This window comes from Pseudoalteromonas sp. ASV78, assembly GCF_047806705.1.
GTDB lineage: Bacteria > Pseudomonadota > Gammaproteobacteria > Enterobacterales > Alteromonadaceae > Pseudoalteromonas > Pseudoalteromonas prydzensis_A.
On record NZ_JBLOPA010000001.1, the window covers coordinates 1,572,649 to 1,591,415 of the forward strand.

15 protein-coding genes, 6 tRNA genes and 1 pseudogene are annotated in these 18,767 nt (G+C 41.9%); 14 read left to right on the forward strand and 8 right to left on the reverse strand.

Translation table 11 applies throughout. From position 1 onward, the window contains the following. Positions 1 to 2 precede the first annotated feature (2 nt). The 11 genes from ACMVDV_RS07180 to nth all read left to right on the forward strand — a co-directional run bounded on the left by ACMVDV_RS07180 (position 3) and on the right by nth (position 9,310). Positions 3 to 79, forward strand: a tRNA-Asn gene (locus ACMVDV_RS07180). 22 nt (positions 80 to 101) lie between these two features. Then, positions 102 to 178: transfer RNA gene (locus tag ACMVDV_RS07185), tRNA-Asn, on the forward strand. Between the two features lie 27 nt (positions 179 to 205). Continuing rightward, positions 206 to 282: transfer RNA gene (locus tag ACMVDV_RS07190), tRNA-Asn, on the forward strand. A 150-nt stretch (positions 283 to 432) separates the two neighbouring features. Next, entirely contained in the window at positions 433 to 2,376 is a 1,944-nt protein-coding gene (locus ACMVDV_RS07195) for an EAL domain-containing protein (protein ID WP_416157682.1), read from the forward strand. Positions 2,377 to 2,624: 248 nt separating this feature from the next. Next, positions 2,625 to 3,206 carry an electron transport complex subunit RsxA gene (rsxA, locus tag ACMVDV_RS07200; protein ID WP_304180553.1) on the forward strand — a complete coding sequence of 194 codons (582 nt, stop codon included), beginning with the start codon at positions 2,625 to 2,627 and terminating at the stop codon, positions 3,204 to 3,206. 1 nt (position 3,207) lies between these two features. Continuing rightward, positions 3,208 to 3,762, forward strand: coding sequence for an electron transport complex subunit RsxB (gene rsxB, locus ACMVDV_RS07205; RefSeq protein ID WP_416157683.1), 555 nt, complete (start codon positions 3,208 to 3,210; stop codon positions 3,760 to 3,762). A gap of 9 nt (positions 3,763 to 3,771) precedes the next feature. Then, entirely contained in the window at positions 3,772 to 6,255 is a 2,484-nt protein-coding gene (gene rsxC, locus ACMVDV_RS07210; RefSeq protein WP_416157684.1) for an electron transport complex subunit RsxC, read from the forward strand. Next, positions 6,255 to 7,313 (forward strand): electron transport complex subunit RsxD, encoded by a 1,059-nt coding sequence (rsxD, locus tag ACMVDV_RS07215; RefSeq protein WP_416157685.1) that lies wholly within the window; start codon positions 6,255 to 6,257, stop codon positions 7,311 to 7,313. The genes rsxC and rsxD overlap by 1 nt, the downstream gene beginning before the upstream one ends. Then, positions 7,310 to 7,945, forward strand: a complete 636-nt coding sequence (rsxG, locus tag ACMVDV_RS07220; RefSeq protein WP_416157686.1) for an electron transport complex subunit RsxG — start codon at positions 7,310 to 7,312, stop codon at positions 7,943 to 7,945. The genes rsxD and rsxG overlap by 4 nt, the downstream gene beginning before the upstream one ends. After that, on the forward strand, positions 7,942 to 8,640 hold the full coding sequence (locus tag ACMVDV_RS07225; protein ID WP_416157687.1) for an electron transport complex subunit E: 699 nt from the start codon (positions 7,942 to 7,944) through the stop codon (positions 8,638 to 8,640). Before rsxG ends, ACMVDV_RS07225 begins: the two co-directional genes overlap by 4 nt. 37 nt (positions 8,641 to 8,677) lie before the next feature. Further along, positions 8,678 to 9,310 carry an endonuclease III gene (nth, locus tag ACMVDV_RS07230; RefSeq protein ID WP_416157688.1) on the forward strand — a complete coding sequence of 211 codons (633 nt, stop codon included), beginning with the start codon at positions 8,678 to 8,680 and terminating at the stop codon, positions 9,308 to 9,310. Positions 9,311 to 9,420: 110 nt separating this feature from the next. Here nth and ACMVDV_RS07235 read toward each other — a convergent pair whose 3' ends face one another. After that, a complete protein-coding gene (locus ACMVDV_RS07235) occupies positions 9,421 to 9,975 on the reverse strand; it encodes a GNAT family N-acetyltransferase (RefSeq protein ID WP_416157689.1) in 555 nt (184 codons plus the stop codon). A gap of 373 nt (positions 9,976 to 10,348) precedes the next feature. Here ACMVDV_RS07235 and ACMVDV_RS07240 point away from each other — a divergent pair. Further along, positions 10,349 to 10,456: pseudogene (locus ACMVDV_RS07240) on the forward strand (endonuclease III); the annotation flags it as partial. Between the two features lie 109 nt (positions 10,457 to 10,565). On the opposite strand, the gene ACMVDV_RS07245 reads toward ACMVDV_RS07240, so the two are convergent. Further along, positions 10,566 to 11,561 (reverse strand): YncE family protein, encoded by a 996-nt coding sequence (locus ACMVDV_RS07245; protein WP_416157690.1) that lies wholly within the window; start codon positions 11,559 to 11,561, stop codon positions 10,566 to 10,568. 275 nt (positions 11,562 to 11,836) lie between these two features. Here ACMVDV_RS07245 and ACMVDV_RS07250 point away from each other — a divergent pair, with 275 nt between their 5' ends. Further along, positions 11,837 to 13,744 (forward strand): aminotransferase class V-fold PLP-dependent enzyme, encoded by a 1,908-nt coding sequence (locus ACMVDV_RS07250; RefSeq protein WP_416157691.1) that lies wholly within the window; start codon positions 11,837 to 11,839, stop codon positions 13,742 to 13,744. A 163-nt stretch (positions 13,745 to 13,907) separates the two neighbouring features. Further along, on the forward strand, positions 13,908 to 14,306 hold the full coding sequence (gene gloA / locus ACMVDV_RS07255; RefSeq protein ID WP_304180532.1) for a lactoylglutathione lyase: 399 nt from the start codon (positions 13,908 to 13,910) through the stop codon (positions 14,304 to 14,306). 52 nt (positions 14,307 to 14,358) lie between these two features. Here the strand turns inward: gloA and ACMVDV_RS07260 are convergent, their stop codons facing one another. The 6 genes from ACMVDV_RS07260 to ACMVDV_RS07285 all read right to left on the reverse strand — a co-directional run bounded on the left by ACMVDV_RS07260 (position 14,359) and on the right by ACMVDV_RS07285 (position 18,742). Continuing rightward, the gene (locus ACMVDV_RS07260) at positions 14,359 to 15,513 is read right to left on the reverse strand and encodes an ABC transporter permease (RefSeq protein ID WP_304180530.1); all 1,155 of its coding nucleotides are present in this window, start codon (positions 15,511 to 15,513) and stop codon (positions 14,359 to 14,361) included. Continuing rightward, positions 15,510 to 16,436, reverse strand: coding sequence for an ABC transporter ATP-binding protein (locus ACMVDV_RS07265; protein ID WP_416157692.1), 927 nt, complete (start codon positions 16,434 to 16,436; stop codon positions 15,510 to 15,512). Before ACMVDV_RS07265 ends, ACMVDV_RS07260 begins: the two co-directional genes overlap by 4 nt. Beyond that, a complete protein-coding gene (locus ACMVDV_RS07270) occupies positions 16,433 to 17,380 on the reverse strand; it encodes an HlyD family secretion protein (RefSeq protein ID WP_416157693.1) in 948 nt (315 codons plus the stop codon). Before ACMVDV_RS07270 ends, ACMVDV_RS07265 begins: the two co-directional genes overlap by 4 nt. A gap of 606 nt (positions 17,381 to 17,986) precedes the next feature. Then, positions 17,987 to 18,062: transfer RNA gene (locus tag ACMVDV_RS07275), tRNA-Glu, on the reverse strand. 355 nt (positions 18,063 to 18,417) lie between these two features. Then, a tRNA-Glu gene (locus ACMVDV_RS07280) sits at positions 18,418 to 18,493 on the reverse strand. A gap of 173 nt (positions 18,494 to 18,666) precedes the next feature. Next, a tRNA-Glu gene (locus ACMVDV_RS07285) sits at positions 18,667 to 18,742 on the reverse strand. Positions 18,743 to 18,767 lie beyond the last annotated feature (25 nt).

Below are 18,767 nucleotides of genomic sequence, written 5' to 3' on the forward strand. Positions count from 1 at the left end.
ATTCCCCCTTAGCTCAGTTGGTTAGAGCGACGGACTGTTAATCCGCAGGTCCCCCGTTCGAGTCGGGGAGGGGGAGCCAAGTTTATGTAATATGATATTGTTCCCCCTTAGCTCAGTTGGTTAGAGCGACGGACTGTTAATCCGCAGGTCCCCCGTTCGAGTCGGGGAGGGGGAGCCAAATCATATAAATTTAAGTTATTGTAGTTCCCCCTTAGCTCAGTTGGTTAGAGCGACGGACTGTTAATCCGCAGGTCCCCCGTTCGAGTCGGGGAGGGGGAGCCAACTTAAATAATCCATTAGACTTTCCCAAATAATTCCTCTACTCTACTAAAATCAAAACGTTTACGCTTACTATACAATTAACATGTATAAAATATTTTGATTAATCAAGGATATGATTCCTTTCCCTTTGATCTACTAAAAGAATAAGACATGGCTGGTTTTAAAAAACTCATATTTATTCAATTAATATCTTGGCTATTGTTTGCGAGTATTGGTGGTTACTTTGTTGCATCAGCGTTTGACAATGCAGCAAGTAATGCACAACATAAAACGCAATTAGTGGTTAATAACTATATAAATAAACATTCGATTGCCGATATAGCCCCTGAGAAACTTCAGCAAGTGCTTGCTGATGGCAATACTTTTTCCTCATTTATTCTGCGTGATCAGCAAGGCAAAGAAGTAATTAATATTCAATCCCCTACTCCTTTACCCGCTATTGCCCAATTAGTAGCTACAAGTTTTAATTCTATTCGCCCACAATTTGCAGTTAACCAAGCGTCAGATATAAAAGTTGAATTCATGATAAATGCCAACAACTTGGGCTTGTTACTACAACAAGGGTTATTTATTGTTATTTTAGTATCAGGCTTAATGGCCATTATTCCGATTGTTTTCATGAAAACCATGTTTAAAAAATTAAATCGCAATATCAGCATGACGGTGGCCGAAGTTATTGATGTTTATATCAATCAAAATCAAGTCAATAGCGGCCTTGAAACTGCAATTAACAGCAGCAAAATAAAACAGTTGGGGGTTGATTTAATACCAAGCTTTAACCGTTTATCGCATTTTTTACAAAGTAAACATGATGATATTCAAAATGCCGCACATTCTATCAAGCAAGAAGCCTATAAAGATGTGGTGACTGAGCTTGGTAACCGTAATATGTTTGTTGAGTATTATGAAAAGCATATTGAGAGCAGCGAAAAAAGTACCTTTGGTTCACTGGCTATGGTGCGTTGTAGTGAGTTACAAGCAATCAACCAAACCCGTGGCTATCAAAAAGGCGATGAATATGTCAAAGCAGTCGCTGACATCATTAAGCATATCAGTGGCACTTACACTGACAGCAAGGTTTTTCGTTTAAACAGCTCAGATTTTGCCGTTGTGCTACCAAACACACCGCTAAAAGAATCTGAACGTTTTGGTGATAACTTACAATCTCGCTTTACTCAATATCAACAAACTCAAGAATTAAGCTCAGTGGCAAACACAGGTATTGTTGGCTACGAAAAAGGCAAGCCATTGGGTGAGCTACTTTCAGTGGTGGACAATGCGATGAGTATGGCGCAATCAAAACAAGCGAATGCATGGCATGTACAACGTGAAACAGATTTAGTTAATAATGTCAGTGCTGGATTTGGCAACCAAAACTGGCGTAAAGTGATCAATGAAGTCATTGAATCTGAACGCGTGCATTTAGTAATGCAAAATATTATGCCGATTGGTAAAAGCATTAAAGCTTACGCTGAAATTCAAGTGCGTTTTAAAACCGCTGAAAATCAAGTGTTGCCTACGGCTTCGTTTTTAGCAATGGCTGAAAAACTTGATATGGCGATGGAAATTGATCGTTTGATCATTAATTCATCCCTAGAAAAAATTAAAAGCCGTAATTTCTCTGAAAAATTCTTTGGTTTGAATGTGACCGCTTCAAGCGCGCATAATGATCAGTTTGTAATTTGGTTAGAACGCCGCTTATTAAAAGACACTAATATTGCTTCAAAATTAGTATTTGAAGTGAGTGAATTTGGCTTACAGCAAAATATTAAAGCCAGTAAACGCTTTATAGATATGATCCACCGTGTTGGTGCGCGGATCACAGTAGAGCGCTTTGGTGTGGGTTTAACCTCGTTTAAGTTTTTCCGTGATTTAAAGCCAGACTTTATCAAAATGGATGCAAGTTATACTCGTGGCCTTGAAGAAGATAAGAATAACCAATACTTTATGCGTTTAATGGTGGATTTAGCACACCGAATTGGCGTTAGTGTTTTTGCTGAAGGCGTTGAAAGCCAAGAAGAAAAACATATTATCGAGACTTTATGCCTTGATGGTGTGCAAGGTTATTACATCGAAAAGCCAAAAGACATTTAATCAATCTAAAAGGTGCTTTATGCACCTCTTTAGTTTTCTATTGGTTTATTCCCCCTCCCCTGAGCTGCTTTACCAGTCCAAATGCCTGTAACCAAGTTAATGAACAGTTAATGTTTATTTATCATGCTATAAAATTCTAAATGCAATTCACTATCATTACTAAATGAGCGGTTTATTTGCCTACTACGTGTTGTTAAACCGCCAATAAAAAAGGATAATGTCGGCGTTTATTATAGCTTGAGGCGAACATGACAGAATATGTCTTGCTGTTGATCGGCACGGTACTGGTTAATAACTTTGTGTTAGTACAATTTTTAGGTTTATGCCCGTTTATGGGTGTATCTGGCAAACTAGATACCGCAATAGGCATGTCTCTTGCGACCACTTTTGTGTTAACGCTAGCCTCTGTGACAAGCTATCTGGTTAATCAATATATTTTGATCCCACTTGATATCACCTATTTACGTACCTTGAGCTTTATTTTAGTGATTGCGGTGGTGGTTCAGTTCACCGAAATGGTGGTCAGAAAAACCAGCCCAACGCTGTATCGCTTGCTTGGTATCTTTTTACCTTTGATCACCACCAACTGTGCGGTGTTAGGTGTTGCACTATTAAATATCAAAGAAGATCATACGTTTTTACAATCAGCGGTATATGGCTTTGGCGCTGCCGTTGGTTTTTCTATGGTACTGGTTTTATTTGCAGCGCTTCGTGAACGCTTAAACGCTGCAGACGTACCTACCCCCTTTAAAGGCGCATCGATTGCGATGATCACCGCAGGCTTAATGTCGATGGCCTTTATGGGCTTTACAGGATTAGTGAAGTTTTAACATGACCTTGTTTTATGCCTTGATTGCGCTGGGTTCACTGGCACTTATTTTTGGTTTGATCTTAGGATTTGCCGCGGTACGTTTTCGTGTGCAAAGCAATCCTATCGTCGAACAAATCGATACTATTTTACCGCAAACACAATGTGGCCAGTGCGGCTACCCGGGTTGTCGTCCTTATGCTGAAGCGATTGCCAATGGCGACGAAATTAATAAATGCCCTCCTGGTGGCGATGCGACTGTAAAAAAATTAGCTGATTTAATGGGGGTTGATGCCAAACCCCTTGCCGGTGATGAGCAAGCTGAGCCAATCAAAACCGTTGCCTATATTCGTGAAGATGAATGTATTGGTTGTACGAAATGCATTCAAGCCTGCCCTGTTGATGCTATTGTTGGTGCCACGCGCCAAATGCATACTGTGTTGATTGATGAATGCACAGGGTGTGATCTATGTGTTGAACCTTGTCCTGTTGACTGCATTGACATGCTGCCTGTTAAAACCACGAAACAAACGTGGAAATGGCAACTTGATGCAATCCCAGTTACACAAATTGATTAAGGGCCACACATGGAAAAGCTAATCGCACAAATAAAACAAGGTAAAGTGTGGCCATTTTCAGGTGGTATTCATCCGCCGGGACAAAAAGCCATTTCCACAAACCAAGCAATTACTCGCCTGCCTTTACCCGACAAGCTAGTTGTCCCTTTAAAGCAGCACATTGGTGCTAATGGCAAATTGCTTGTCGAAAAAGGTCAACAGGTACTAAAAGGTCAAGCTCTCACTAAGCCCGTTGCGAATTGGTCCGTGCCTATCCACGCACCAACGTCTGGTGTAATTACCGATATTTGCCAAATGCCTTCGGCACATCCATCAGCATTGCCTGAGTTAAGTGTCATTATTGAGCCCGATGGCCAAGACAGCTGGTGCGCATTAGCACCGGTGACAACACCAAGCTTACTTTCTCACGATCAACTTATCGATATTATTCATGATCGCGGTATTGCTGGCATGGGTGGAGCAGGATTTCCGACTTATATCAAAGCTAATAGCCGCAAAGCGATCGAGTATTTTATTGTTAACGCTGTGGAATGTGAGCCCTATATTACTGCTGACGATATGCTGATGCGTGAACATGCTGAGGGAATTATCGCTGGCATCGAGATCATGCAGCAGTTACTTACGCCAACACTCACTATCGTTGGCATTGAAGATAATAAGCCTGAAGCCATTGCAGCCATGCAGGCCGCAGCTGCGCATAATGACAAAATAATCATTCAAACAGTTCCGACTATTTACCCCTCTGGTGGTGAGAAACAATTAATTAAGTTACTCACCAATAAAGAAGTACCCAGTGGCGGCATACCAGCTGATATTGGTGTATTAGTGCAAAATGTCGGTACTTTATTTGCGGTTAATCAAGCGGTTTATGAAGGTAAGCCACTGATTGAACGAGTTATTACTGTCACTGGTAATACAATTCATAAGCCTGGTAATGTGTGGGCTTTATTAGGTACTGAGATAAAGCACCTATTAGATTGCCAAGGATTTTCACCAGTACCACAACAACGTGTGGTGATGGGCGGCCCAATGATGGGCTTTACCTTACCAACCGTACGTATTGGTGTAGTAAAAACCACTAACTGTATTTTAGCGCCAGATCATGATGAGTTGGCGGAGCCGGGCCCTGAAAAAGCCTGTATCCGCTGTAGTGCCTGTGCAGATGCCTGCCCTGCTTCGCTATTACCTCAACAATTACAGTGGTTTGCTAAGTCAAAAGAATACGACAAGCTGAAAGAGCATAACCTATTTGATTGCATAGAGTGCGGTGCTTGCGCGTATGTATGCCCAAGTGAAATTCCATTGGTACAATACTACCGTGTAGCCAAAGTTGAAATAAAAGAACAACAAGCTGAGCAAGTTAAAGCTGAGCGTGCCAAAGAGCGTTTTGAACTGCGCAAGCAACGTCTTGAACGTGAGCAAGAAGCACGACAAAACCGTCATAAGCGCAAACCAGCGACTGAAAAATCAGCTGACGAAAAACAAAAAATTGCCGATGCTCTCGCCCGCGTTAAAAACAAACCCGCAAAAGATGACGACAAATCAGCCGTCGCTGCTGCAATTGCTCGCGCCAAAGCTAAAAAGCAAAATCAAGATGCAACGCTTGAACCAGATAACAGTGACGTTGCACTAGAGCGCGCAGCGCGCAAAGAGCAAGCTCGCAAATACAAAGAGCAAAAAGCCACAAGCGATACGCCAGCTGATCCGGATGATAAAAAGTCAGCGGTAGCCGCTGCGATTGCCCGCGCTAAAGCGAAAAAAGCGGCGGCATCAGAAGGTGACGATGGTAACACTAACGCAGCACCTGCCGATGATAAAAAAGCCGCCGTCGCTGCCGCTATTGCCCGTGCAAAAGCGAAAAAGGCAGCACAGACTGAACAAGCAGCAAGCGTAGAAAACGACGATACTGAAAATGAAACAGCATCGACCACGACAGCTGACGATAAAAAAGCCGCTGTCGCAGCTGCCATTGCCCGTGCGAAAGCGAAAAAGGCAGCGCAAGCACAACAAATGGATACGCTAGAAACTGATAAGGTTGAAAGCGAAACAGCTACAACCTCACCGGCCGATGATAAAAAAGCCGCCGTCGCTGCTGCTATTGCCCGTGCGAAAGCGAAAAAGGCAGCACAGGCTGAACAAGCAGCAAACGTAGAAAACGACCATTCTGAAAGTGATACGGCAGCTACTGCTAGAAACGAAGCTGAAATCGCTGAAGATAAACCAGAACAAACTACGGCACAAGACAAGAAAAAAGCCGCCGTCGCTGCTGCTATTGCCCGTGCGAAAGCGAAAAAGGCAGCACAGGCTGAACAAGCAGCAAGCGTAGAAAATGACAATTCTGAAAGTGAGGCGGCAGCTACTGCTAGAAGCGAAGCTAAAATCGCTGAAGATAAACCAGAACAAACGGCACAAGACAAGAAAAAGGCCGCAGTCGCAGCTGCTATTGCCCGAGCAAAAGCGAAGAAACTACAACAAGAAGGAAGTGATAAGTAATGAAGCTAACGATGGCCAGCTCGCCGCATAGCCACAGCCATAAATCACTGAGCAGGTTGATGCAAACAGTGATCTTAGCCTGTATTCCTGGACTTATCGCGCAACTGTATTTTTTTGGTACTGGCGTAATAATTCAGCTTGTTTTAGCGTTGCTCACAGCCAGTATTAGTGAAGCTATTATCATTCTTATTAGAAAGCGCCCTGTATGGCCTGCATTGAGTGATGGCAGTGCATGGCTTACCGCAGTGTTATTAGCACTGAGTATTCCACCGTTGGCACCGTGGTGGGTTATTGTGATCGGTAGCTTTTTTGCCATTGTCATTGTGAAACAGCTCTATGGTGGGCTTGGCTTTAACCTATTTAACCCCGCCATGGCAGCGTATGTATTACTGCTAATTTCATTCCCTGTACAAATGACCACTTGGATGCCAGTCAGTGACTTACTCGCAAATTCTATTAGCTTTAGTCAGCAACTGAGCGTGGTTTTCAACGGCTTTACAAGCGGTGGCTTTAGTGTTGATCAACTGCGAGTCGGGGTTGATGGCGTAACAATGGCCACGCCACTGGATACCATTAAGACTGATATCGCACATGGCTTAACCGTAACAGAGAGTATGCAAGCCGCTATTTTTAATAGTTGGCTAGGCCAAGGTTGGGGCTGGATAAATCTTGGCTTTTTGCTCGGTGGTTTATACCTGATCAAAGCAAAAGTCATCAATTGGCATATCCCAGTTGGGGTACTTGCATCAATTGCAGTGTGCAGCGCAATTGGTTATATCGCAGCACCGGGTACTGAGCCTGGTGTGGTGTTTCACTTATTCAGCGGCGCGACTATGTTGGGGGCATTTTTCATTGCCACCGATCCAGTTTCGGCAGCCACCACTAATCGCGGCCGGTTAATTTACGGCGCGCTAATTGGTTTATTAGTTTATTTGATCCGTACTTTTGGTGGCTACCCCGATGCAATGGCCTTTGCAGTGTTACTACTAAATATGGCCGTGCCACTGATAGACTATTACACTCAACCACGTACCTATGGCCATGGGGTGAATAAATGATCATTTCATCAATGACAAAAAATGGCAGTATTTTAGCCCTATTTGCCCTGCTCACTACCGGCGCTGTGGGAGTTATTCATAGCCTCACCGCAGATAATATTGCCGAGCAAGAGCGCAAACAACTTTCATTACAATTGCAAGATGTACTCGCTGCTGATTTTTACGATAATACTCTTTATCAAGATTGCGCCATCATCGATGATCCGCTATTAGGCGATCATCCACAAACAATATACCGTGCCCGTAAAGATGGCCAGCCTATTGCTTTAGTGATGCGCCACGTAACGCCCAAAGGTTACAGTGGTGATATCGAGTTATTAACTGCGGTGTTTACTAATGGTGAGGTTGCTGGTGTTCGTGTTACAAAGCATGAAGAAACCCCAGGGCTTGGTGATAAAGTAGAAATAAAAAAGTCATCATGGATCACCTCATTTAAAGGTCAAACACTACTAAGTGAAGACGACGAACGTTGGGCAGTAAAAAAAGATGGCGGTAGTTTTGATCAGTTCACAGGGGCGACGATCACACCCCGTGCTGTGGTTGGCTCAGTGAAACACGCTGTGTTATTCTCAAAAAATAATTTCGATGCGGTATTTAGTGCCGATAACGCATGCCAAATAGGTGAACCATGAGCCAATTAAAAGAACTGTTTAACGAAGGAATGTGGAAAAATAACCCTGCCCTCGTACAATTGCTCGGTTTGTGCCCGCTGCTGGCCGTCACATCGACGATAACCAATGCGATGGGCCTAGGTTTAGCCACTCTACTGGTATTAGTTGGCTCGAACATCACAATTTCTGCAGTGCGTAACTGGGTGCCAAAAGACATCCGCATTCCTGTATTTGTGATGTTTATCGCAGGCTTTGTAACCATAGTGCAGCTATTAATGAATGCCTATACGTTTGGCTTATATCAATCGTTGGGAATATTTATTCCCTTAATTGTAACAAATTGCGCCATTATTGGCCGCGCGGAAGCCTATGCGTCTAAAAACCCGATTCATTTATCAGCGTTTGACGGTTTAATGATGGGCTCTGGCTTTATGGTAGTGCTTGTTGTGCTTGGCGCAATGCGTGAGCTGATCGGTCAAGGCACCTTATTTGATGGCGCTGATTTATTACTTGGCCCATGGGCATCCGTGTTACGCATTGAAGTATTTAGTTTTGATAATCAATTTTTACTGGCTATTCTACCACCCGGTGCATTTTTAGGTTTAGGCTTACTGATTGCGGCTAAAAATGTCATTGACACACAAATAAAAGCAAAGCAAGTTGCACCACCAGTGGCCGAAAAAGGCCCACGAGCAAGGGTCACCAGTTTAACTTAAGGGGAAGCGCACAGTATTTACTGTGCGTTTAAGTTGCATGAATAAAGAAAAACGATACGAAATACTCTCTCGCCTGCGCGAGCAAAATCCACATCCAGAAACCGAGCTTGAATATTCAAGCCCGTTTGAGCTACTTGTTGCGGTAACGCTATCAGCGCAAGCAACAGACGTTGGCGTCAATAAAGCCACGCGTAAGCTCTTTCCGGTTGCCAATACACCGCAAGCCATTTTAGATTTAGGGCACGATACACTGCGCGATTACATTAAAACCATCGGTTTGTTTAATTCCAAAGCTGCTAACGTTTATAAAATGTGCGAGATTCTGGTTAATCAACACAACAGCATAGTGCCTGAGAATCGCGAAGCCCTAGAAGCCCTACCCGGCGTTGGCCGTAAAACTGCAAACGTAGTGCTCAACACCGCCTTCGGCTGGCCTACAATCGCGGTAGATACGCATATATTCCGTGTATCAAACCGTACTAAGCTGGCTATGGGTAAAGATGTTGTCGCCGTTGAACAAAAGCTTGAAAAAGTGATCCCAAAAGAATTTAAAGTTGATGTACATCACTGGCTAATTCTTCACGGCCGCTATACCTGCGTGGCACGTAAACCAAAATGCGGCAGTTGTATTATTGAAGACTTGTGCGAGTTCAAGGATAAGACTGAATAATGTTTATTCTTTTTTGAGCCAATAAGTAAACTTTAAGTTTTTATCTTAGTTGTTTGTATGCATTATTTAACTGCTAATGACTAATCAATTACATTCAAATGACGGTATTCCTATTCAATTTTTAATACTTCGATTTTAAGTAAAGAAAACAATGAATTGCCTAAAAAATGCTTGTACATAGCTTCTATTTCTTCTTGAGAGATAGTTCCCCCACGTATAAGCACTTCTTGCCGCTCAGCTGGCTCTCTGAGAATAAAACCGGTAGAACTGAACCCATTTTTTTCATAGAACGCTTTGCGCTTGACTCTTTGTTGATAGTTTTCTTTCTTTTCATCAAGCTCTTCAATAGTTAGAACAATTCTTTTGTCCGAATACTTTTCGTTCATAGCATCCATTACTTTGCTTCCGTAACCTGTTGAACGGAGCGATTCAGATATCGCAAAAAACTTTACGCAGACAATTTTTTTATATTCTTTAGTATAGAGAAAACCAACCCATTTATTATGATCATAAATAACATCAAAGCCATTTTTTCCATTCCTCATCCTATATTTAACAACCCATGTTGGTAGTCGTTGAACGTTAGGAAAAGCATCAAAAAAAAGTTCAATAACTTTTGAATAATTAATATCACGCTGGTTAAGTGGACGAAAAGTAATGGTCATATTAACCCTGTAAGCCAATCGAAAGTTAACATAGTGGTAAAAACCTTTAATCCAATCAAGCCGAAAATTATTAATATAAATATGACTTTAATTTTTTACTTTTTAGATTATTCCAGAATAAAAGTTTTGCTTGGAGTTCACTTTTTAATTCATCAATATCTTCTTTCACACATAATTCTCTATCTTGTGTTGTAGTTAATAGCAACTACAACACAAGGTAATATGAGTTACCAGATTAACTTTGTAACTAAAAGCTACGATGAAGCCTAATGCAAGCATACGATCTTTGATGTTTAGGGTGCAACTACCAATATTTTGAAAGCGAATTACATCTAATTTCCTTAGATTTAAGCCAGCCTACAATCGCCGTACCGTAGATACGCATATTTTCCGCGCTTCAAACCGTACTAAATTCGCCATGGGTAAGAATGTAGTTGCAGTTGAGCAAAAACTCGAAAAGGAAATCCCTAAAGAGTTTAAAGATAAGACTGAAAGTTAATTTGAATTTTCCCGCAAAATTTTTAATTTATGGGGAATTTCAACAACATGATATCACGCAAAGCGAGTTGACTAAGTATCACTCTGATAGTTTAAGGTAGTACCACAGGTGAGTAGCCTATGCCATCTGGTCCATCACTAGTGGCTAGTTCAAATAAGGTTTTACCCGACAATATATCAATAACAATGACCTTATTTTTCCCGTAAGCGGACATAAATAACGTGCGATCATCTGGGTGAAAAAAAACACCTTTAGGTCCTGTACCTTGGGAAAACTCTATTTTATGCAATGTCGCTTTATTTTTGGCATCGATAACATCGAGGGTATTATTTTTATAGTCAGGGACCACGGCAAACTGCTCATCGCGTGTGAGTAACACTCTATAAGGAAAGTTAAACCCTTGCCATTGCTTAATAATTCTAGCCTGCTCTAAATCATAAACAGTGAGTAAACCGTCATCATTGCTCCCTATCCAGAGCTCTGAGCCGTTTTTATTTACCGTGATTGCCTCTGGCACCTTTGCCGTAGAAATTTTCCGCAGTAAAGCACCTGATTTAACATCCAATTCAGACACCGTATTAGATCTCATATTTGTGGTATACACTCGTTCACTTGAAGCTGGTAATGCAACCATATGAGAGCCTTTTTGTTTTGTAGCTATTACTTTATCAATCTGGCCTGATTCAATATCGACTATAACTACACTATCCGAGCCCTCGGAAGACACTGCAACTGTTCGCTGATCTTTTAAAAACAACACACCATGCGGGCTTGGGTAACTAGACAAATCAACCGTCCGAACCTGTTTTGCTTGTCGAACATCAAACACCGTTAAACTATTACCAGCAACATAATTAGTCACGACAGCTACCTGCCCGTCAGCGCTCATAGCGAGTTCATGAGGGCCTTTACCTGTTGCAAGCGTTAATTTGATTTTTCGGCTTTTAAGGTCGATGAAATCAACCGTATCAGCCTTTTTATTTACAACAAGCAATGTTCCCGACACGTTTCCTTCGCCCGCCACTATAGGTAAACTGGTAAAACACCCAAGTAGAAATATACACACTAAAGCATGAACCACTCTCATTTCGTCCCCTTTTTTACTTCACTAGAGCATTCATTTTTGATCAGTGAAGCTCAACTAGCTGGCGTTAAATAAAACGCATTGCTTAGTCGAAACTAGCAGATTGTTAGATCAATTAAAATGCGACGATTAAAAAACAAGCTATCCAAATTTAAGCTGATGTACAGTACTAACTAATATTGCAAAATTATTAGAACATTTTCAGAGTATTAATTTCACAAGTCTCAATCCTTTAGTTATGCTGTTGAGCATTATGAAATTTTATTGCGGGAATTCCTATGTTACCTTTACTTCGCATCTTGTTAATTGAGCAAGACCCAATCACCTTGCAAGAGCTTTCAACGAATCTGTCGAAAACGATCCCTAATTTTGAGCGAAGTGATGTTCATATCGATATTATTGAATGTCTCGAGCTGAAGCAAGCGTTGGCATGTGTAGAGGCTGATGGTGATATTCAAGCCGTAGTACTCAGTTGGGATGTACACAATAAGGGCGAACGAACCTATAGTCGCTTTATCGAGCAGTTAAAGGGGATCCGTCTCGAGTTGCCGGTTTATGTCATCGGCGACGACACGAAAGGATTGGAGATCGTCAACGAATCGGAGGAAATTGAGTCGTTCTTCTTTAAAGATGAAGTGATTTCTGATCCAGAAGCAATTTTAGGTTATATGATCAACGACTTCGATGACCGATCAGAAACCCCATTTTGGACCGCGTATCGCCGTTATGTTGGCGAAGCAAACGATTCTTGGCATACACCAGGACACAGCGGTGGCTCTAGCTTTAGAAATTCCCCTTATATCAAAGATTTTTATCAGTTTTATGGCCGTAATGTATTCGTTGGCGATCTGTCGGTTTCAGTCGATTCGTTAGGTTCATTATCAGACAGCACCAATACCATTGGCCGTGCGCAAGAGTCAGCAGCGGCGACGTTTGAGGTTAAGCATACTTACTTCGTCACCAACGGGTCGTCCACCTCAAATAAAATCATCTTGCAGACACTGCTGCGCAAGGGCGATAAAGTCATCATCGACCGCAATTGTCATAAGTCTGTGCACTATGGCATCTTGCAATCAGCCAGTTTCCCTATTTATTTGTCGAGTATTTTAAATCCAAAATATGGCATCTTCGCACCGCCGTCGTTGGCCGACATCAAGCAGGCAATTGAACAAAATACCGATGCTAAATTACTGGTGCTCACCGGTTGTACTTACGATGGCCTACTTAGCGATCTGAAACAAGTGGTCGAGTTTGCTCATCAACATGGTATTAAAGTGTTTATCGACGAAGCCTGGTTTGCTTACTCCCTTTTTCACCCCAGCCTACGCTATTATTCCGCTATTCATGCTGGCGCTGACTATGTCACCCATTCAGCGCATAAAGTGGTATCAGCGTTTTCTCAGGCGTCTTATATTCATGTGAACGATCCCGATTTCGATGCCGATTTCTTTCGCGAGATTTACAGTATCTACGCCAGCACATCACCAAAGTATCAGCTTATCGCGTCGCTTGACGTGTGCCAAAAACAATTGGAGATGGAAGGCTATAAGTTGCTTAATGCCCTGTTGAACCATGTGGAAGAATTTAAACAACAGATGGCCTCGCTCAAGCAAATTAAAGTGCTAGGTAAGCAAGACTTTATGGAAATATTTCCGCATTTTAGTGGTGACAACATGGGTCACGATCCACTAAAAATTCTTATCGACATTAGCGCGTTGCCTTATTCATTAAAGGATATTCATAAATACCTGCTGGATGAAATTGGCTTAGAAATAGAGAAGTACACTCACAGCACCATCTTGGTTTTACTAACCCTTGGCGGCACGCGCTCAAAAATAATTCGTCTTTACAATGCGCTGAAGAAACTCGACAGTGGTAAGGTGAAATTATCAAAATCGACGCGACGATCCCGCTTGCCGGAGAATTTGCCCGCTATCGACCTTGCTTGTATTCCAAGCGATGCTTTTTATGGCGAACGCGAATCTGTGCCTATCGGCAAAAGCAACAACCGCATTTGTGCCGGTTTAGTCACGCCCTATCCACCAGGCATTCCCCTGTTAGTGCCGGGCCAACATATCACGGAAGAACATATTGAATATCTGAAAGAATTGGCGGGACAAGGATTGACGATTCAAGGAAGTTTCGATGGTGAGATCTATGTTCTTAAAGGCAAGGTTAACAAGTAAATATATCCTTTAATACAGTCTTATAAATACTAATGGCAATGATACTGTGATGTTCACAGAAATAATTTATAATCGGATTATTGATATTTTAACAACGCAGCAATAGTTACAGCGTAGCTGCGTTATCAAAAATTTATGTGAATTTAAAAGCAAGGGGATTCAAATGCGTTTACTACACACCATGTTACGGGTTGCTGATCTAGATAAATCAATTGAGTTTTACACTCAAATACTCGGCATGAAAGAGTTACGCCGTGCAGACAACGAAGAATATCGTTATACCCTAGCCTTTGTTGGTTACGGTGATGAAAAAGACACGACAGTACTAGAGCTGACTTATAACTGGGATACTGACAGCTACGATTTAGGCAATGCCTATGGCCATATTGCCATTGAGTTTGATGATATTTACAAAGCCTGTGCTGATATCAAAGCAGCTGGCGGTAATGTCAGTCGAGAGCCTGGCCCTGTAAAAGGTGGCACCACTGAAATTGCTTTTGTAAAAGATCCTGATGGCTACGCCATTGAACTGATACAGAAAAAAGATAATAACGACTTTTAAACAGGTTACATTTCAGCAGCTTCGGCTGCTGAAATACTTTTTGATCCATACCTTAATCCAATGTCTTTTTAAAGCGGAACGCAGCAACCGCTAACCCAATCAACATAAAACTAGCTAACCATATTAGATCTCGACTCATGGCTAAAAATTCAACATCTCGCAGCACAATCCCGCGGATCAGTCTCAGATAATGTGTAGCAGGTAAGCATTCAGCTAGCCACTGCGCAACGATTGGCATACCTTCATAAGGAAACATAAAACCAGAAAGTAAAATAGACGGTAGCAATATAAAAATGGTCATTTGCATTGCTTGTAACTGATTTTTGGCGATGGTAGATAACACTAAACCAAGTACTAAACTTGCACAAATAAATAGCAATGTCGCGCCTGCCAGTGCTAGTAAGCTGCCACCAAAAGGAATATTAAATAATAAATGGCCCATACCTAAAATAATAAAAAGCTGCACAAAGCCAATAAACACATAAGGGATCACTTTGCCTATCATTAATTCTAACGAGCTAAGTGGTAAAGTGATCAATAGCTCCATATTACCGCGCTCTTGCTCTTTAACAATGGCGGCAGAGGTAAACATGATCATGGTCATAGTTAAAATAACGGCAACAAGACCAGGCACAATATTAACTGCGGTGCGCTGCTCAGGATTATAAAAAAGAGTCGTCTCAAAAGTAGCATAACTTCTATTTGCAGGTTTATCGAGTAGCTCACTCAATGGCATAGTTCGTAAGGCTTTAATGCTCGAAGCTACCATCGTATCAGAGCCATCAATTAACCACTGTGCAATCGGTCTTACGACACTTTCGTTACTGCCATCAGGTAAACCAAAACCCACGCTTGGGTGTTGCACAAGCCGATTATCAACGTCGTGGGGAATAAATAGCACCGCCCTAACCTTAGTGCTGGCAATCGCTGCTTGTGCAGCTTCTAGCGACTTAAACTGATGCGTAAACTTAACCACATTAGTCGCGGCCACTGTTTGTACTAATACGCGGCTTAACGTTGTTTGGCTCTGATCGACAACGCCGACGGGAATATCTTTAACATTGGTGTTGATAGCATAACCGAACAAAATAAGTTGAATAAGCGGGATCATTACCACCATTCCAAAGGTCATTTTATCACGTCTTAATTGCAATAACTCTTTCGCAAAAATAGCTTTGATACGCGCGAATGAAGTAATGATATTCATTGTCGCCCCTGCCCCGTACACGTAACAAAGACGTCTTCTAAACTAGGACGCACTAAACTTAGTTGCCAATCTTTTTCAGCAAAGGAAGTGGCTTTTATAAAATCGAGTGGATCACTTACCTGTTTGCTTACCAACACTCTTAATTGTGCCCCAAGTTGAGTTGCAGAAATAACTTCACTCACCGTGGCTAATTGTTGTTTTAAAGCTCGTGTTTGTGCCCCTGCAATTTCAACAACGTGCGCATGCATCTCTGTCATTAATTGCTTTGGTGTTCCGTCTGCTCTTTTTACGCCAGCTTCTAAAATTGCAAGACGATGGCAACGCTCTGCTTCATCCATATAATGGGTAGTGACTAATATTGTCGTGCCGGCATTACTTAAATCAAACAAAGTTTCCCAGAAATCGCGACGGTTTTGCGGATCCACAGCCGATGTCGGTTCATCTAAAAATAAAATATCTGGTTTGTTCATTACCGCCGCAGCCAATGACAAACGTTGCCGTTGTCCGCCACTCATACTGCCAGCTAATTGAGAAGCACGCTCGTCCAGTCCATAAGTATGTAATAATTCGTCGACCCGGTTGCGTTTCTCAGCTTTAGATAAAGGAAAAAGTGCCGCTATAAACTTCAAATTTTCATAGACAGTTAAATCTGCATATAAAGAAAACTTTTGAGTCATATAGCCAAGGCGCTCCCGCAATAAATTAGCCTGTGTAGGTAACGATAATCCCAATACTTCAACAGTTCCCGAAGTGGGTTTTAATAATCCTGTTAACATACGGATAGCAGTCGTCTTACCACACCCATTAGGCCCCAAAAAGCCGTATATTTGCCCTTTTTCTACTGCTAAATCGAGCTGATTAATTGCTTTTAAATCACCAAATTGCTTTTCAAGTTTACTGGCATTTATAACAAATTCACTCATGGCATGATCACTTGTGCAGGAACACCACTTGGTAAATTTTCTGCCGATTTGGGTAAGGTGACTTCGGCTAAATACATTAATCGTGCACGTTCTTCTTGGTTCAGTGCATAGTACGGAGTAAAAGCGGGATCATTGGCAATCCAAGTTAAAGTACCGGAATAAGCCGTACTTATACCATCTACTTTAACCATTAATTGCATACCCCGAGATAGTTTTGCACGATAGGGCTCAGGAATGTATACCCTTGCATGAGGTGCCCCTGCGGCTAACACAATTGCCACTGGGCTATTTAGTGTAACGCGTTCACCTACATGCCATGGTAAATTATCGAGTATGCCATCTCGAGTAGCAGTTATGGTTAAATCGTTTAAGTGTTTTTGTTGTATTGTTAGTTCAGCGTCGGCTGCTTGTAATTGTGCTTTAGCAATATGAATATCTTCGATACGAGAACCGCTGGTAAGTTCATTTAACTGTTGTTGCGCACTTTCTAACTTAGCTAGGTTTTCGTCACGACTCGCGGTTGCACGGTCTAATGTGTCTTGGCTAGCGAGTCTGTCCTTTACAAGTCGCTGAGTTCGCTCAAAATTAGCCTCGCTTTGTAGTGATGTTGCTTTTGCAGCAGCAACAGCAGCATTGGCTGCGGCCACCTCTTCTGCACGCGCACCATTGAGCACTTTTTCAAGGTTAGCTTGCGCCTGCATAAATTGCGCTTTTACTTTTGCAACCATTGCCTGTTGTAGCTGATCATCAAACTGAGCAACGACTTGGCCTTTTTTAACCGGATCCCCTGCTGCTACAGGAAGTTCAATTAAAATGTTATTTGTAGTCGCAGGATGTATAACACGCTCACGCTCTAAAGATCCTAACGCGATACCGGTATTATTTTCTGAACAACTTATCAATAATAGTAAGGCAATAAAAAATATAAACTTTTTAGCTAACATAATATTTTCCCTAATAATTATACCAATTACTGAAATTGCTATGGCATGTCCGAATGGTAGCAATTGGTAACGATCCATAAACTAGATAAATTACAAGATAGAATATAGCAGTTAACTATTGAAGTGAAGCAATCTGTATAAATGTTACAAAAGGTTCAAATTAAGTGAGGTGTTAATTAATAAAAATAATTACTTTAGATTGCTAATCTTTTAGCTACCTTAGCATTGTGTAAATTTTACTGTAAATAGGTATAGCAAGATGAAGGAAATTTTTGAATAGGCTAACTGGAGTATAAAGCTTTACACTGACTTTTATATCTTACTTATTTTTTAAGATAATGGATTTTCAAGAGATTTGTACTCTTGTTAACGTCGTGCATAGAGAGTGCGGTGTCACACTGCTATATACATTACTTAAATAAAGTAATGTGGCGTCCCCAAGAGATTAGTATTCTTGTTAACGTTGTGCATAGAGAGTGCGGTGTCACACTGCTATATACATTACTTAAATAAAGTAATGGCGTCCCCAAGAGATTAGTATTCTTGTTAACGTCGTGCATAGAGAGTGCGGTGTCACACTGCTATATACATACTTAAATAAAGTAATGGCGTCCCCAAGGGGATTCGAACCCCTGTTACCGCCGTGAAAGGGCGGTGTCCTAGGCCTCTAGACGATGGGGACGCAGAAATTGGTTTGCAAATCACTGATTTGCTATTTCTGGGTAAGATGAGCCGAGCCTGTGAGGCGAATGGCATTATCTTTTCAGAAATATTTTCTGTGTCACTAGGACAACTGAATAGTTAGACTCGTTTCAGGCGAGTTTTTAATAACACTACCCTACTGTAAACAGTAAGTGGCGTCCCCAAGAGGTTTGTACTCTTGATAACGTCGTGCATAGAGAGTGCGGTGTCATACTGCTATATACATTACTTAAATAAAGTAATGTGGCGTCCCCAAGAGGTTTGTACTCTTGCTAACGTCGTGCATAGAGAGTGCGGTGTCACACTGCTATACACATTACTTAAATAAAGTAATGTGGCGTCCCCAAGGGGATTCGAACCCCTGTTACCGCCGTGAAAGGGCGGTGTCCTAGGCCTCTAGACGATGGGGACGCAGAAATTGGTTTGCAAATCACTGATTTGCTATTTCTGCGTAAGATGAGCCGAGCCTGCGAGGCGAATGGCATTATCTTCTCAGAAACATTTTCTGTGTCACTAGGACAACTGAATGATTAGACTCGTTTCAGGCGAGTTTTTAATAACACTATCCTACTGCAAACAGTAAGTGGCGTCCCCAAGGGGATTCGAACCCCTGTTACCGCCGTGAAAGGGCGGTGTCCTAGGCCTCTAGACGATGGGGACACTAAAAAGTGTCACTAGGACAACT